Origin of the sequence: Chryseobacterium capnotolerans (assembly GCF_021278965.1) — a bacterium.
Lineage (GTDB): Bacteria > Bacteroidota > Bacteroidia > Flavobacteriales > Weeksellaceae > Chryseobacterium > Chryseobacterium capnotolerans.
On the sequence record NZ_CP065589.1, the window covers coordinates 3196320 to 3209716 of the forward strand.

The 13397-nt window shown below is 36.0% G+C and carries 11 protein-coding genes and 2 pseudogenes; 10 read left to right on the forward strand and 3 right to left on the reverse strand.

The window, feature by feature from the left end; genetic code table 11:
• Positions 1-7: 7 nt before the first annotated feature.
• Both dnaG and H5J24_RS15255 read right to left on the reverse strand, forming a co-directional pair.
• Positions 8-1993, reverse strand: a complete 1986-nt coding sequence (gene dnaG / locus H5J24_RS15250; protein WP_068942178.1) for a DNA primase — start codon at positions 1991-1993, stop codon at positions 8-10.
• A gap of 197 nt (positions 1994-2190) precedes the next feature.
• Entirely contained in the window at positions 2191-2931 is a 741-nt protein-coding gene (locus H5J24_RS15255) for a T9SS type A sorting domain-containing protein (protein ID WP_068942176.1), read from the reverse strand.
• Positions 2932-3089: 158 nt separating this feature from the next.
• Here H5J24_RS15255 and tsaE point away from each other — a divergent pair, with 158 nt between their 5' ends.
• From tsaE to H5J24_RS15295, 8 genes and pseudogenes are all read left to right on the forward strand, one after another.
• On the forward strand, positions 3090-3491 hold the full coding sequence (tsaE, locus tag H5J24_RS15260; protein WP_068942174.1) for a tRNA (adenosine(37)-N6)-threonylcarbamoyltransferase complex ATPase subunit type 1 TsaE: 402 nt from the start codon (positions 3090-3092) through the stop codon (positions 3489-3491).
• Positions 3492-3558: 67 nt separating this feature from the next.
• Positions 3559-4749 carry an alanine dehydrogenase gene (locus H5J24_RS15265; protein ID WP_068942172.1) on the forward strand — a complete coding sequence of 397 codons (1191 nt, stop codon included), beginning with the start codon at positions 3559-3561 and terminating at the stop codon, positions 4747-4749.
• Positions 4750-5120: pseudogene (locus H5J24_RS15270) on the forward strand (hypothetical protein). It abuts the gene before it with no gap.
• 19 nt (positions 5121-5139) lie between these two features.
• Positions 5140-5913 (forward strand): sensor histidine kinase, encoded by a 774-nt coding sequence (locus H5J24_RS15275; RefSeq protein ID WP_082811124.1) that lies wholly within the window; start codon positions 5140-5142, stop codon positions 5911-5913.
• Positions 5888-6598 (forward strand): LytR/AlgR family response regulator transcription factor, encoded by a 711-nt coding sequence (locus H5J24_RS15280; RefSeq protein WP_068942166.1) that lies wholly within the window; start codon positions 5888-5890, stop codon positions 6596-6598. The genes H5J24_RS15275 and H5J24_RS15280 overlap by 26 nt, the downstream gene beginning before the upstream one ends.
• A gap of 364 nt (positions 6599-6962) precedes the next feature.
• Positions 6963-9244: pseudogene (locus H5J24_RS15285) on the forward strand (cation:proton antiporter).
• A gap of 94 nt (positions 9245-9338) precedes the next feature.
• Complete coding sequence (locus H5J24_RS15290; protein WP_082811122.1) at positions 9339-9821, forward strand: hypothetical protein; 483 nt, start codon at positions 9339-9341, stop codon at positions 9819-9821.
• 26 nt (positions 9822-9847) lie between these two features.
• Positions 9848-10384, forward strand: a complete 537-nt coding sequence (locus tag H5J24_RS15295) for a hypothetical protein (RefSeq protein WP_068942160.1) — start codon at positions 9848-9850, stop codon at positions 10382-10384.
• Positions 10385-10667: 283 nt separating this feature from the next.
• Here H5J24_RS15295 and H5J24_RS15300 read toward each other — a convergent pair whose 3' ends face one another.
• Positions 10668-11318 carry a hypothetical protein gene (locus H5J24_RS15300; RefSeq protein ID WP_068945018.1) on the reverse strand — a complete coding sequence of 217 codons (651 nt, stop codon included), beginning with the start codon at positions 11316-11318 and terminating at the stop codon, positions 10668-10670.
• Positions 11319-11516: 198 nt separating this feature from the next.
• Between H5J24_RS15300 and H5J24_RS15305 the strand changes: the two genes are divergently transcribed.
• Together H5J24_RS15305 and H5J24_RS15310 are read left to right on the forward strand one after the other, a co-directional pair.
• Positions 11517-12542, forward strand: coding sequence for a LysM peptidoglycan-binding domain-containing protein (locus H5J24_RS15305; protein ID WP_068942158.1), 1026 nt, complete (start codon positions 11517-11519; stop codon positions 12540-12542).
• Between the two features lies 1 nt (position 12543).
• Positions 12544-13383 (forward strand): DUF4280 and LysM peptidoglycan-binding domain-containing protein, encoded by an 840-nt coding sequence (locus tag H5J24_RS15310; RefSeq protein WP_068942156.1) that lies wholly within the window; start codon positions 12544-12546, stop codon positions 13381-13383.
• Positions 13384-13397 lie beyond the last annotated feature (14 nt).

A 13397-nucleotide genomic window follows, 5' to 3' on the forward strand; every position in this document is an offset into this window, starting at 1 on the left:
CTTTAAACTATCTTTTTCTATTGACATAGATTCCTTTAATCGGGGAATATTCAATAATATTACTTAATCTGATAGAAGCTTGTTTCAGCAGAGTGATTTTTTTAATCAGCTCATAATATTTTACTTCATCAGTGCTGCTGTATTGGTCCAGTTCCTTCGCTGTTTCTGTAATCAGATAATCAATATATCTGTATTTGTGCAGTAAAACATCCCCTTGAATCTGATCTGCAACTTTATCTCCATAATTAGGCGGATAAATATTTCTTGATGCCCAGTTTTCCAGTTCGTCCAGCGGCATCAAAGCATCTACAACCTTTGTCGTAATGTCTTCATCCATAAAAGATACAAAAAAGTTTCCACTTCTCAACTCATCTTTCTGAATCCCCTCTTTTACCTGGTTGATAATGATCTCATTTTCTTTGACTAAAAATGTATACTGCTCTTCTTCAAAATGATGGAGAATTTCTTCAATAACTGTAATCTGATATTCTTCGTTGTTCTCATTTTTTCTTTTCAATACAACGTCACCAAACATCAGCATGTGATCCACCAACTTATTCTCCATAAACAGAACATCAAACAAAAAAGGATCTTCTTTTTCCTGATCCAAAGGAACGATCTCCAACTTTGGAGCTGCTTTTTCCTTCTGTTGTTGCTGAACATGATGAGTTTGATTCTGGGTAATCTGTTTTTGAACATCCAGCTCATTGAAAAGACTCTGCTCAGAAAGACCGAATTTATTGGAAACCTCCTTCAGATACACCTCTCTTTTCAGTGCGTTTTGTACGAAGGAAACCGATTTTACAATGTCACGGATGGCCTCAGCCTTTTTGATAGGATCATTTCCAACATCCCGTAACAGAATCTCCGCTTTAAAGTCGATGAAATCCATCGCTTCATTTTCAATGTATTTTTCAACATATTCCTGCGGATGTTTTCTGGCAAAGGAATCCGGGTCATCACCATCAGGGAAAAGCAGGACACGAATGTTCATACCTTCTGTCAGAAGCATATCAATACTTCGGAAACTGGCTTTGATACCAGCATTGTCTCCGTCGAAGAGAATGGTTACATTTTCTGTAAGCCTCTTAATTAGTTTGATTTGCTCAGTGGTAAGGGAAGTTCCTGAACTCGCTACAACGTTTTCAATTCCGGACATGTGAAGGGAAATCACATCCATATATCCTTCCACCAAAAGACAGCCATTCTTTCTTGAAATAGCCTGCTTGCTTTGGTTCAATCCATAAAGAACATTGGATTTATGATAGATCTCCGTTTCCGGTGAGTTGAGATATTTCGCTGTTTTTACATTATTCTTAAGAATTCTGGCTCCAAAACCTAAAACCCTCCCTGAAAAACTATGAATCGGAAAAATTACCCTTTCACGGAATCTGTCAACTCCCGCCGGAGTATTTTCCGGGAAAATAGAAAGTCCGGATTTTTCAAGGATTTCCTTAGTATATCCTTTCTCAAGAGCATATGAAGTAAAAGCGTTTTTCTTTTCAGGAGAATATCCAAGCTGGAATTTCTTAATGATATCATCCTTAAGTTCTCTTTCTTTAAAATAAGCAAGTCCTATGCTTCTACCTTCCTGATCATCCCAAAGGATTTCCTGGAAGTAAGTATTGGCAACTTCATGAATTTTATACAATAGATCTTTTTCCGTTTGGGCATGTTTTGCTTCTTCGGAAATTTCACGCAGATCTTCTTCAATTTCAATTCCGTATTTTTTAGCGGCATGACGAAGTGCTTCAGGATAAGTGAAGTTCTCAATTTCCATTAGGAAAGAGATGGCAGTCCCTCCTTTTCCTGTAGAGAAGTCCTTCCAGATCTGCTTACTTGGCGAAACAACAAAACTGGGTGACTTTTCTTCATGAAATGGGCTGAGTCCCTTAAAATTAGACCCCGCTCTTTTCAACTGAACGTACTCTCCTACTATCTCTTCTACACGTATCGTTGAGAAAATTTTGTCTATGGTCTGCTTCGAAATCATGCTGTAAAATTAAGTATTTTTATGTAGATGCAGGAATATTTCGAGTGAGATAATTTGGAATAAACAGCGTCAAAAAATGCGAAATAGGATAAATAAACACAATGATTAATTAAGGATTTGTAATTTATTCTCAATACTATTATTCAAAAAAAAATCTCCTTTGTGGAGATTTTTAAATATTAGAAATAAAAATCAGATTACTTCTTAATAAATATTTTTGTAGAAGTGTTTCCAGATTTATCTATAAACTCCACTATATAACTTCCTATACTAAGATGATCTATAGAAATTGAATTGTTATTCACTTTTGATATTTCTATTTTCTTTCCTTCCATGGTGTAGACTGTAGCAGAAATAATCTCCTTTTCTGATTTAAAATATAAATCTTTCCCTGCAGGATTTGGATAAACCCCTGTTTGTTTCTTCTTCATCTCAATATCATTTACAGAAAGAGTCTCAGATGTTACGTTAAGTGTATAAGGAACTGTCTCTGGATCAGGCCATGAAGAAATCAAGATATAATAGGTCTGCCCTAGAGTTACCGCAAAATTATTAACTGTTAAATCTTCACCATCTGAAGTACTTCCTTCACATGCAGCATAATTTAAACCGATATCAGCACAATCATTATAAACGAACAAGCCAGTCCAGCCCGTTCCACCCGGAATTTCTATTTTTATAGTTCCTGTAAATGTTGCTGTGTAAGAATAAATAACATCATTTCCTCCGTGATAATCATTTCCAAATCCATCTGCTGAGCCACTGCATGCAGGACTGTTATCGGTATCTGGATCGTAATTATCTGCATAATTGGCTGTATCATCCGTTGTCGTATATGGCAAAGTGCTAATTACAATAGGGTTGGTACAGGTTGTACCCACTTGTGCGCCTGTTATTCCAAAAAAAGAAATAAATAAAGCTAAGTAAATGTTTTTCATAATAATTATTTAGTTTTCAACCAAATATAAGTATTAACAAAGAAAAACACAAAGAATACTACTTAAAACAAACAAAACAACTCCAAAATGTTATTTTCACTTTATTATTTTCAATCTAAATCATTATAAAAAACATAATTTAGATTTAAATTTGGCAAATGAAAATACAATCTTTACAGGAATGGCAGCAAATTGTAGATGAAGTTATTCCTAAACTAAAACATAATATTCTTTTGCTTAAAGGAAATCTTGGTGCAGGAAAAACTACTTTCACTCAGTTTTTGCTTAAGAACCTGGGAAGTGAAGATGAAGTAAACTCGCCTACCTATTCCATTGTTAATGAATACACCACTTCAAAAGGAAAAGTATTCCATTTTGATCTTTACCGTTTAAAAAACATTGAAGAAGTATATGATATTGGGATTGAAGAATACCTTGACAATTCTTTTCTATGCATCATTGAGTGGCCGGAAGTGTATGAAGAGGAGCTCTACGGGCTCAACTATCACACAATGAGTATTGTGAATACAGGTGAAAACAGAGAAGTTTCATTCGAGTAAATATTATGTATCTTTGCTTATTAATTAAGTGTAAAAAACAATCTGTAAGACATAATTTAATTTAAGGATGAGTACAAATATTTTTACTCCTTTCACAGAAGAAGAATTGATGCCGAAAGAGGAAAAATTGGAGGTTATAAAGAAGGGAAAACAATTCAGTATTGGAATTCCTAAGGAAACCTGTCTCAACGAAAGGAGAACCTGCATTACTCCGGACGCTGTACAGGTATTGGTAGAGCACGGTCATGAGATTATCATAGAAGCAGGAGCCGGAGAAGGTTCGTTTTTTACAGATTTACAGTATTCTGAATCTGGAGCAAAAATTACCAATGATCCTAAGGAAGCATTCGGGCAGGATCTGATTTTGAAAATCAACCCTCCTACTTTGGATGAGATTGATTATATGAAGCCTAATACTTATATGGTTTCAGCTCTTCAGATCAACCTAAGAGATAAAGAGTATTTCCTTAAGCTTGCAGAGAAAAAAATTAATGCCATTGCCTTTGAATTTATCGTAGATGAATATAAACAGCTTGCATTGGTAAGACTTATTGGTGAAATTGCAGGAACCGTTTCTATTTTATATGCTTCAGAATTATTAGCCTTATCTAATGGTCTAATGCTGGGAGGAATCACAGGGGTAAGACCCGCTGAAGTAGTGATCCTTGGAGCTGGAATTGTAGGTGAGTTTGCAACGAAAGCAGCTATCGGCTTGGGAGCAAGTGTAAAGGTTTTCGACAACTCATTGTCAAAATTAAGAAGACTTCATACGATGGTAGACAGCCGCGTGCCGACTTCCATTATCGATCCTAAAGAGCTCAGCAAAAGCTTAAGACGTGCTGATGTAGTGATTGGAGCACTTCCAAGATTAAATATGACGCCTATTGTGACTGAAGATATGGTCATGAAAATGAAAAAAGGCAGTGTCATCATCGATATTACCATAGACAACGGTAAGGTTATTGAAACGTCTGAACTGACTACTATGGAGGATCCTTATATCATCAAACATGGGGTAATCCACTGTGGACTTCCGAACCTTACTTCAAGAATGCCGAGAACCACGACTAAGGCTATCTCGAATTTCTTCCTTTCCTATATTTTAAATTATGACGAAGAGGGCGGCTTTGAAAATATGCTGATCCGCAAAAATGAAATGAAGCAGAGCTTATATATGTACAAAGGAAGACATACCAAAAAGATCATCTGTGACCGTTTCGGACTTACGTACCACGATATCAATCTTTTAATTTTCTAAATGAAAAAACTTAAATTTTATGCAATAGGCTTCGTTCCGGGGCTGCTTATCGTATTTTTTATATTAAACAAAAAAGGGGCTAGCTGCAGCGGCTATTTACCGAACAGCCGTGTAATAGCAGAATCTCTTTCTAAGGAATTTAAGTATTCCGAAGAAGCCAAAACAGCAATGACTGCCTACAAGATTGATGAAAAATTTGTAAAAGACAGCATTATTACCAACGGAAAGGTAGATTTTGAAAGAAGTCATGCTCAAAAAAAACCGTGTCCGAATTATCTGATCATTTATCCTGAAAAAATCCGTCTTACGAGATCAGTTTTGAAAAATGTGAAGAAACTGTAACAGTAAACGGGCTTAAGAAGCTAAAATAGTTTCAAAAATTACAGCTTTATGGAAGGCAATTACTACATGATTCATGATTATCTGATATTCATTGGAGTATTTGCCATTTTCCTTTTTCTGGCAGCCGGCATCTATCTCTTCAGTCAAAATCAGAAACTGAAACAGCGAAATACCAAACTTTCAGAATCCAATAAAATTATTGAGCAAAGGCTGAATGAGGTTCGTCTGGAACATATCGGCACCAAACTGAATCCGCATCTGTTTAAAAACATCCTGAATTCTGTACAGTCTCATGCCTACCAGACTTATATGTCATTGGATAAACTAGCTAATGTTCTGGATTATATTTTATACGAAAGCAACAATAAATATGTAAGCCCCAAAGAGGAATTGAACTTCGCCTTAAGCCTTATTGAGATTAATAAAATTAAGGTAAACCCTCTCTTCGATTTCAGAATTAAATTTAAAATCAATAAAACGGATTCGATTTATGAAGAAAAGGTTTTTGCCCCTCTTATTTCCGTTGATCTTATTGAAAACGCTTTCAAACACACCGATTTTCTGGCTCAGGATTCCTTCATTTCTATTTTCATGGAACTGGAAAACAGAACATTTACGATGAAAGTAAGCAATAAAGCTTCTTTAAAAAACAGTTTGGAAAAAGAAAAAAGTGGTTTTGGAAGCCAGTCTTTGGATCAGAGATTAAAAATGATCTACAATACTCATTATCACCTGGAAAAAAGTTCAAAAAACGGTATCTTCACTGCAGAATTAAAAATTAATTTAGGAGAATTCTATGATAAAATGCGTTATTCTGGATGATGAGTTACTGGCTATCAGCTATTTGAAACTTCTATGTGAGCAGATTGATGATGTAGAAGTCGTAAAGGCATTTAATGATCCTAAAATTTTCCTGAACGAAATTGATTCCCTTGATTGCAACCTTTGTATTCTAGATATTGAAATGCCCGGAATGACTGGTCTTCAGGTTGCCGAAATTATCTCTGGTTCTAAAAAAATCATCTTCACCACTGCCTATAAAGAATATGCTGCCGAAGCGTTTGATCTCAGCGTGGTTGATTATGTAAGGAAGCCGATCAAAAAAGAACGTCTTATTCAGGCTTTTGAAAAGGCGAAAGAGCAGATCAATACCATCCAGAAGAAAACCTTTATCGAATGGAATACCAATATTGGGAAAACCGTTATTTTAACGGAACAGATCTCCTATATCAAAACATCGGAAATAGACAGCCGCGATAAGGATATTATTCTCAATGACGGCACGACCATTGTTTTAAAAAACCTCAATTTCAAGAACCTTCTGGAAATGCTTCCCACCAAAGATTTTGCACAGGTTAATAAAAAAGAGATCATTGCGCTTTCTTCTATTAAAATCCTGGGAACCCATGAAATTATCACTACCATTCCTGCAGAAGAAGGTCATTTTCTTAAGCTTCAGATTGGGGATGCTTATAAAAATTCATTGATCGAATTGTTTACCAGATAGCTTGAACAATTATTTTCTTACTCCTACAATAACTTTTTTTCTATAATGTATTATTCTTTTATTTTAAAACAAAAGAACTGCGCTCAGATATAATATGAACATGTTTTTTCACGCAAAGATTTATTTAAAATATGCATTATTTTTAAGTGAGCTAAGAAAGAATCGATTTTCAATCGATTCTGATGAAGCAAATGTAATAGAGCCACTTCTTCGAATCAATTTCATTCATTAATTCCCACAACTCAAAAAAACATTTCAGCATCAGGATTTTTATTACATTTTTTACCATATTCGTTACATTTTAAAAACAAGCTCTTTTACTGTAATCATTTTCTTATCACCTTTGTATCAAAATAAAGGAATCATGAATTGGGGGAAATACAGAAATTTAATTTTCTACATCACTACTATAGCAGTCTTTTCCTGTCTGATGTACTTTTTCATTATTGAAGGGCAGACATTAGAGATTAAGGAAAATATTGTCACTAAAACAAATACCGGATCTACCTGGGATAATTTTCAGGAATCATTTAAAACAAACCTTCATCACCCCCTAGCATTATTATTAGCGCAGATTGTTACTATTATCCTTACCGCAAGGCTTTTCGGGTGGATCTGCATGAAGATCAAACAGCCTTCTGTGATAGGAGAAATGATTGCAGGTATTGTTTTAGGCCCTTCATTGTTGGGAATGTACTTCCCGGAATTTTCTGCGTTTCTTTTTCCGAAAGAGTCATTAGGCAACTTACAGTTTCTGAGCCAGATAGGACTTATCCTGTTTATGTATATCGTAGGAATGGAACTGGATCTGAGTGTTTTAAGAAAGAAAGCCCATGACGCTGTGGTTATCAGCCATGCGAGTATCATTATCCCTTTTGCCTTAGGAATAGGTTTATCTTACTTCATTTATCAGGAATTTTCACCTGATGGTATTCAGTTTACTTCTTTTGCTTTGTTTATTGCGATTTCCATGAGTATTACAGCCTTTCCGGTATTGGCAAGGATCGTTCAGGAAAGAAATCTTCAGAAAACCAAGCTCGGAACCATTGTGATTACCTGTGCAGCAGCAGATGATATTACGGCTTGGTGTATTCTTGCTGCTGTAATTGCCATTGTAAAGGCAGGCTCTTTTACAAGTTCTATCTATGTTATAATCATGGCTATTGCCTATGTCTTCCTGATGATCAAAATAGTAAGACCCTTCCTGAAAAGAATCGGGGATCTTCAGGCCGGGAAAAATACGATCAGCAAACCTATGGTTGCTATTTTCTTCCTGACTTTGATCTTATCATCCTACGTTACAGAAGTAATAGGGATTCATGCTTTATTCGGGGCATTTATGGCTGGAGCAATCATGCCGGAAAATGCAAAATTCCGCACCTTGTTTATTGATAAAGTAGAAGATGTAGCCCTGGTCCTTCTTCTTCCACTATTCTTTGTTTTCACAGGACTTCGTACCCAAATTGGTTTACTGAATGACAGCCACCTTTGGATGACTGCCGGATTTATTATTCTGACGGCTGTTATTGGTAAATTTGCAGGAAGTGCTCTCACAGCCAGGTTTGTCGGAATCAATTGGAAAGAAAGCTTAACTATAGGTGCACTGATGAATACCAGAGGTCTAATGGAGCTCATCGTTTTGAATATTGGATATGATCTTGGGGTTTTAGGTCCTGAAATCTTTGCAATGCTTGTTATTATGGCTTTGTTTACGACCTTTATGACAGGCCCGGCTTTAGATTTCATTAATTTTATTTTCAAATCTAAAAAGACGAAGGCGAATCTAGTGATCCGGTCAATGATTCAAAATACCGGGTATTGCTATCCTTTGACAAGCCTGAATCCGGAAGTACACTTTTAAAACTGGCTCATGATTTCACCCATAAAATGAATGGCAATAAAAGCATTACTGCGATGAACATTGCCCCTGTGAATGAAATGCACGCTTATGATATGGTGGAATATGAAGAATCACAGTTTCAGGATGTCATTGAAAAATCACATGAGCTGAATCTGGAAGTCACTACCCTTTTTAAAGCCTCTAACGATATAGAAAATGATCTGACCAGCATTACCAATAAAGGTCACTATGACCTTCTGCTTATCATGCTTGGAAAGTCTATGTATGAAGGAAGTTTATTGGGAAGACTTTTAGGGTTTACCACCAAGATTATTAATCCTGAAAAGCTTCTGAACACGGTAAAAGGTAAAGGAAATATCTTCAACAACTCTCCTTTTGACGACTTTACACTACAGATTTTAGATAAAACCAATATTCCAGTGGGAGTGCTGGTAGAAAAGGATTTCACGGCCGCAGATAAGGTATTTGTCCCGATCTTCAACCTGAGTGATTTTTACCTTCTTGAATATGCGAAAAGATTGATTAACAACAACAATTCACAGATTATCATTCTGGATGCTGCCGGACAGATCCGCAACAATATTGAAGTGAAAGAACTGATCCGAAGTATTGAGCAGGTAGCTCCCAATCATATCACTTTGTATAACGAGAAAAAAATTGAGAAAGAGTTCCTTAATTCCCAGGATCTGATGCTTATCAGCAGCAAAAGCTGGAAAAACCTGATCGATACAAAGAGTCTTTGGCTCTCTGATATTCCATCAACATTAATCATATCAAATCCGTAACACCGATATTTTCTATTTCTACTGGAAGCTGTAAATATTATTCGTTGTCTGTAAAGAAAAAACGGGTATATTTATAGCTTCAATTTTTTTGGATATGCTGATTAACAGTGAAAATGGAGTTCTGGATCTGAGTGATTTCAACACTCGTCTATATAAAGGAATGCTGCTGGATCAGCTGAAACAAACTGATTTTTATAAGGAGAAATATCACAATATGTGGGATGTAAAAACCGGATATTTTTGGTATTATTTTAAAGAGGTAGAAATAGAAGGGCATGAACTTTCCCTTAGCCTCTGCTTTTGGGAAGATCAGCTGCACAGCATTCACATGAATACATGGGAAAGTACTGATGCCAAAGATTGGAATGAATGGACAGAAGAAAAGGAAATGCAGGTATTCTACCGGAATAATAAATTCCTTACCTTAGTTTTAGGAATGCCTCCAACCCGAAAAAAGAAAACGCCTTATCCAAGCTGTACTTTCATTTTTCCCTGGGGAAGTATATGGTCGGTTTATGATCCCAGAAGTGCCAGCAGCTTTATGGGAATCAGTTATGAAGAGAAAAAAAGTAATTAATAACTAAAAAAAACAACGATTATCCTATGTGCCGATATGCCATGATGGTTTATAAATGTCATTATGCCTGTTTCAACTGTCAGAAAACCTTCAAACGTCGCGTTTTAAAAGATGTAGACAGAGATGCTCAGACCTCCGTGGAAGCCAAGTGCCCGGAATGTGGGAATCTTATGGCCAATATGGGCCTTGACTTTGAATCGCCGGCAAAAAATGATCATAAACAATGGGCACATATCCGGGATCTGTATACTGTAGGAATTACCTTTCATTCCTGTGGATGTTCCGGGCCGGGTTATATTCCCCAGGACCGCAAAGCAATCATCACTTATCTTGAAAAAATCCGTGCAGAATATATGCACTCACTGGTCTATTGGAGATACCGCATTGAACCTGAAACCAAAAGGGAACGTGAAATTGAGTATCAACAAAACCATTCTAAATTATGGACTGTAAGCCGCAATGCTTTTAAGAAAACAGTAACCAATCAGGAAGGAATCAATTATTGGATCAATAAGATTAAAGAAGTGGAGGAACGTCTTACTCTTATTAAAGAAACTAAATAAATTGTTTTTTCAACCACAAATCGAAGATTCGACGAAGTCAAAATTTGCATAATCTGCGAGAGTAAAATAAAGATTCTAAGCACAATAATCTGTGAAAATCCGTGTAATCCGTGGGAAATAAATTTAACCACAAAAGACACAAAAGTTTTTAAATGCTTAAGTGATTTTAAGTGACAAACAGCATGCATAAGAAGTTCATATAAGTCTTTGAAAATCTACGATTTTCAGTATTAAAGGACCGTTTACAATGTATTCTATACTCCTATATGGTAAAATAAAAATATTAGTTCGCTTTTTCCAGCTTTAAAAGTCTTATAAAAGCCTCTTTAATACTTTTATCCTCTTCTCTCATATAATCGCCACTGAACGGAGCTCCACAATCCTGGCTGTTGACGATATGGATCAGGTTTCCTTTTTCAAAATAGTTACGGGTCTCTATAATTTCTGATTTTTCAAAGTCAAAAGCTTCCGTATCATTATTTTCTTTCATCGCCTTTACATCATAAAAAAGCGGACGATTGTACTTGTAATCTTTTTCAAAAACGAATGACAACTTACCGTTCATCAAATAATATTCTATCAACAACTGCCCCATTTCTCCATAGTGCCTGGCCATGATTTTTTCCAGACGATTACCTTTATAATAATAGGCTGCTTCTCCGCCTTCAGCAGACTCACCCTCAATGATTTTCTTTTTGATTGCTGTCCATTGAGTGATAGAATTGATTCGCTTAAAATTAGCCTGAATCGGTTTTAACCGATCTTTCAGATATTCATTGGCTTGAATATCTTCTTCATTACGGCTTTCTTTAATTCTGGTAGTATCCTTTTGGATTACTGAAAATGCTGCCATCTTAGGAAGACAATTTCCAGCATATCCCAAATGGAAGGTTATCAATAGTATAAAAAGACTTTGTAAATATTTATTTTTCATAGCATTAGATCTTGTGTTAAGTGAGGGCAAGCTGTATTCCTGCCGGACATTTTTACAAAATTAATAAATCTTCTTTTGGGTTTCTATCAAAATCTCAGTATTCTCTTGTCGTAGTTTTACTACAATTTTTAAAATTTAACCTTAAAAATTAATTTCAAATTTACTTTTTTAATAGTTTTATGGTATAATTCACTTTCGATGGAAATTGGCTTTTTAGAATATAAGGTTCGAAATGGAGATTCCCTGAGCTCCATTGCTTCCCGGTTGGGTATTACCGGAGAAGATCTCAAGTCATTTCACAATTCCCATTGCCAAAGAATGGATAGAATCTGGTTTGATAATTTAAATGAGGTGAAAAGTATTTTTGTTCCGCTACATATTCAAACCGAAAAACAGAAGGATCAGAAAATAAAAGAGATTCTTCCTCTTCCTCAGGTATCCGATTCATTTTTCGAAAAAACATATAAAGTTTCCGAAACTTTTGAAAGTCCGTTTCAAACTTCTTTAACAGTAGATTACGATGTAAATCTTGATGTCTATAAAGACAGAAACACAGCACATTATAAGGTCTCATACAGCCAGGATCACTTCATAGCCAATGGAAATCTTCCGGATGATAAAATGAGCAATCTGTCTATTTCCTGTATGAAAAGCATTATGCCTATCGATTTTGTTCTCAATGAAAAAGGTAAAATCATAGGATTCGCAGACCATAAAAAGATCATTACAACATTTGCTGATCAACGTAAAGATCTTGATGAATTCTTCATTGGAGAAGTCTCTAAAACATATCTGGATACTTTTGAAAAAAATATTGCTGAAGAACCATTTTTTCTGCAACAATTTCAGGGCACCCTACTCTTTCAAACCTTATTTCCTAAAATGGATTGGTTTCATAAGAAAGCTGATTGGACAGAATCATTTTATTTTTTACAAAACTCCTTTTCTGTACAATGTCATATGGAAATCGAGCAAAAAAATGACGATCAAAATCATATTACAACCATTTTAACGGGAAACAGTACAGAATTTTACAGTTTACAGGAATTAAAGACCGGAACAAAATATACTATTCCCGCTGAAGATCCTGTTACAGGACATATCATTATTGAATACACCACTCATAAAAAAAATAAAAACCTCCTTCAAGCCACAGTCAGTATCAACCTTTGGCGTGGAGAAGAATTCATTCAACAACACACCATCACCATAACACAAGGATAATATGAAAAATTATGTCATACAGCAGGGCGACACCTTCAGCTCGCTGGCTCAGCAATTTAAGCTGAAAAATGAAGGTATCTTAAAGACCTATCACAATCTCCACTGCGCAGAGGAGGATGTCATGCAGGAGCCTATTCCCGGAAAGAAAATTATCATTCCGGAAGATCCTCAGCTTATGACTGGAGAAACAGACACTCCCAGCGTATCTACTCAGGATGAAACTACAGACGAAGAAATTGGTGAAGATTCTTCTTCAGAACAGTCTTCAGATGAAAATCAATCTTCTGAAAAAGCAACGGAAAAACAAGATAAAAAAGAAGAAAAGAAAGATGAGGATGGAGAAAGCAGCTCCGGCCCTCACGAAGGCAAATATTTTGTCATACAAAAAGGAACTGTACAATGCAATCAGGGCTTTAAGTTTCCAAAGTTTAAAGTAACCAGCCACCAAAAGCATTATTGGAATAACAAAGAAGGTGAAGCCGACTATCTTGCGGTTACGGAAGACGATGTACAGCTGGATCCTCCTGCACAGCCTTTTGGGCAATGCAAACTAAAACCGACTTCCGGAGGATACCTTCCCTGCGCCTATGCTCCCGCAGGAAAATGGCAGAAACCTTATGAAAAGGTAAAAGTTATGGGTAAAAGCTGCCTTACAGAAATCTCGGAACTGATGTGTACCACAGGTGGAAAAATCACCATCTTAAAACATGGCCAGCAAAGTGAAGTTGCTAAAAATAATGTTGACAAAGCCAATACCCAGGAGCAACAAGTTTACAATCCTGTGATCAATTTTGATGAATTCAAAGCAGAAACTGATGAGCAGGAGGCAGAAGCCTGGTAACTAAAAAACTAAAG

Coding starts and splice junctions, on each gene's coding strand:
- H5J24_RS15290 (WP_082811122.1), top strand. CDS start 9,339: ATGCTGATTAACAGTGAAAATGGAGTTCTGGATCTGAGTGATTTCAAC.
- H5J24_RS15300 (WP_068945018.1), bottom strand. CDS start 11,318: ATGAAAAATAAATATTTACAAAGTCTTTTTATACTATTGATAACCTTC.
- dnaG (WP_068942178.1), bottom strand. CDS start 1,993: ATGATTTCGAAGCAGACCATAGACAAAATTTTCTCAACGATACGTGTA.
- H5J24_RS15305 (WP_068942158.1), top strand. CDS start 11,517: ATGGAAATTGGCTTTTTAGAATATAAGGTTCGAAATGGAGATTCCCTG.
- H5J24_RS15255 (WP_068942176.1), bottom strand. CDS start 2,931: ATGAAAAACATTTACTTAGCTTTATTTATTTCTTTTTTTGGAATAACA.
- H5J24_RS15275 (WP_082811124.1), top strand. CDS start 5,140: ATGGAAGGCAATTACTACATGATTCATGATTATCTGATATTCATTGGA.
- H5J24_RS15280 (WP_068942166.1), top strand. CDS start 5,888: ATGATAAAATGCGTTATTCTGGATGATGAGTTACTGGCTATCAGCTAT.
- H5J24_RS15295 (WP_068942160.1), top strand. CDS start 9,848: ATGTGCCGATATGCCATGATGGTTTATAAATGTCATTATGCCTGTTTC.
- tsaE (WP_068942174.1), top strand. CDS start 3,090: ATGAAAATACAATCTTTACAGGAATGGCAGCAAATTGTAGATGAAGTT.
- H5J24_RS15310 (WP_068942156.1), top strand. CDS start 12,544: ATGAAAAATTATGTCATACAGCAGGGCGACACCTTCAGCTCGCTGGCT.
- H5J24_RS15265 (WP_068942172.1), top strand. CDS start 3,559: ATGAGTACAAATATTTTTACTCCTTTCACAGAAGAAGAATTGATGCCG.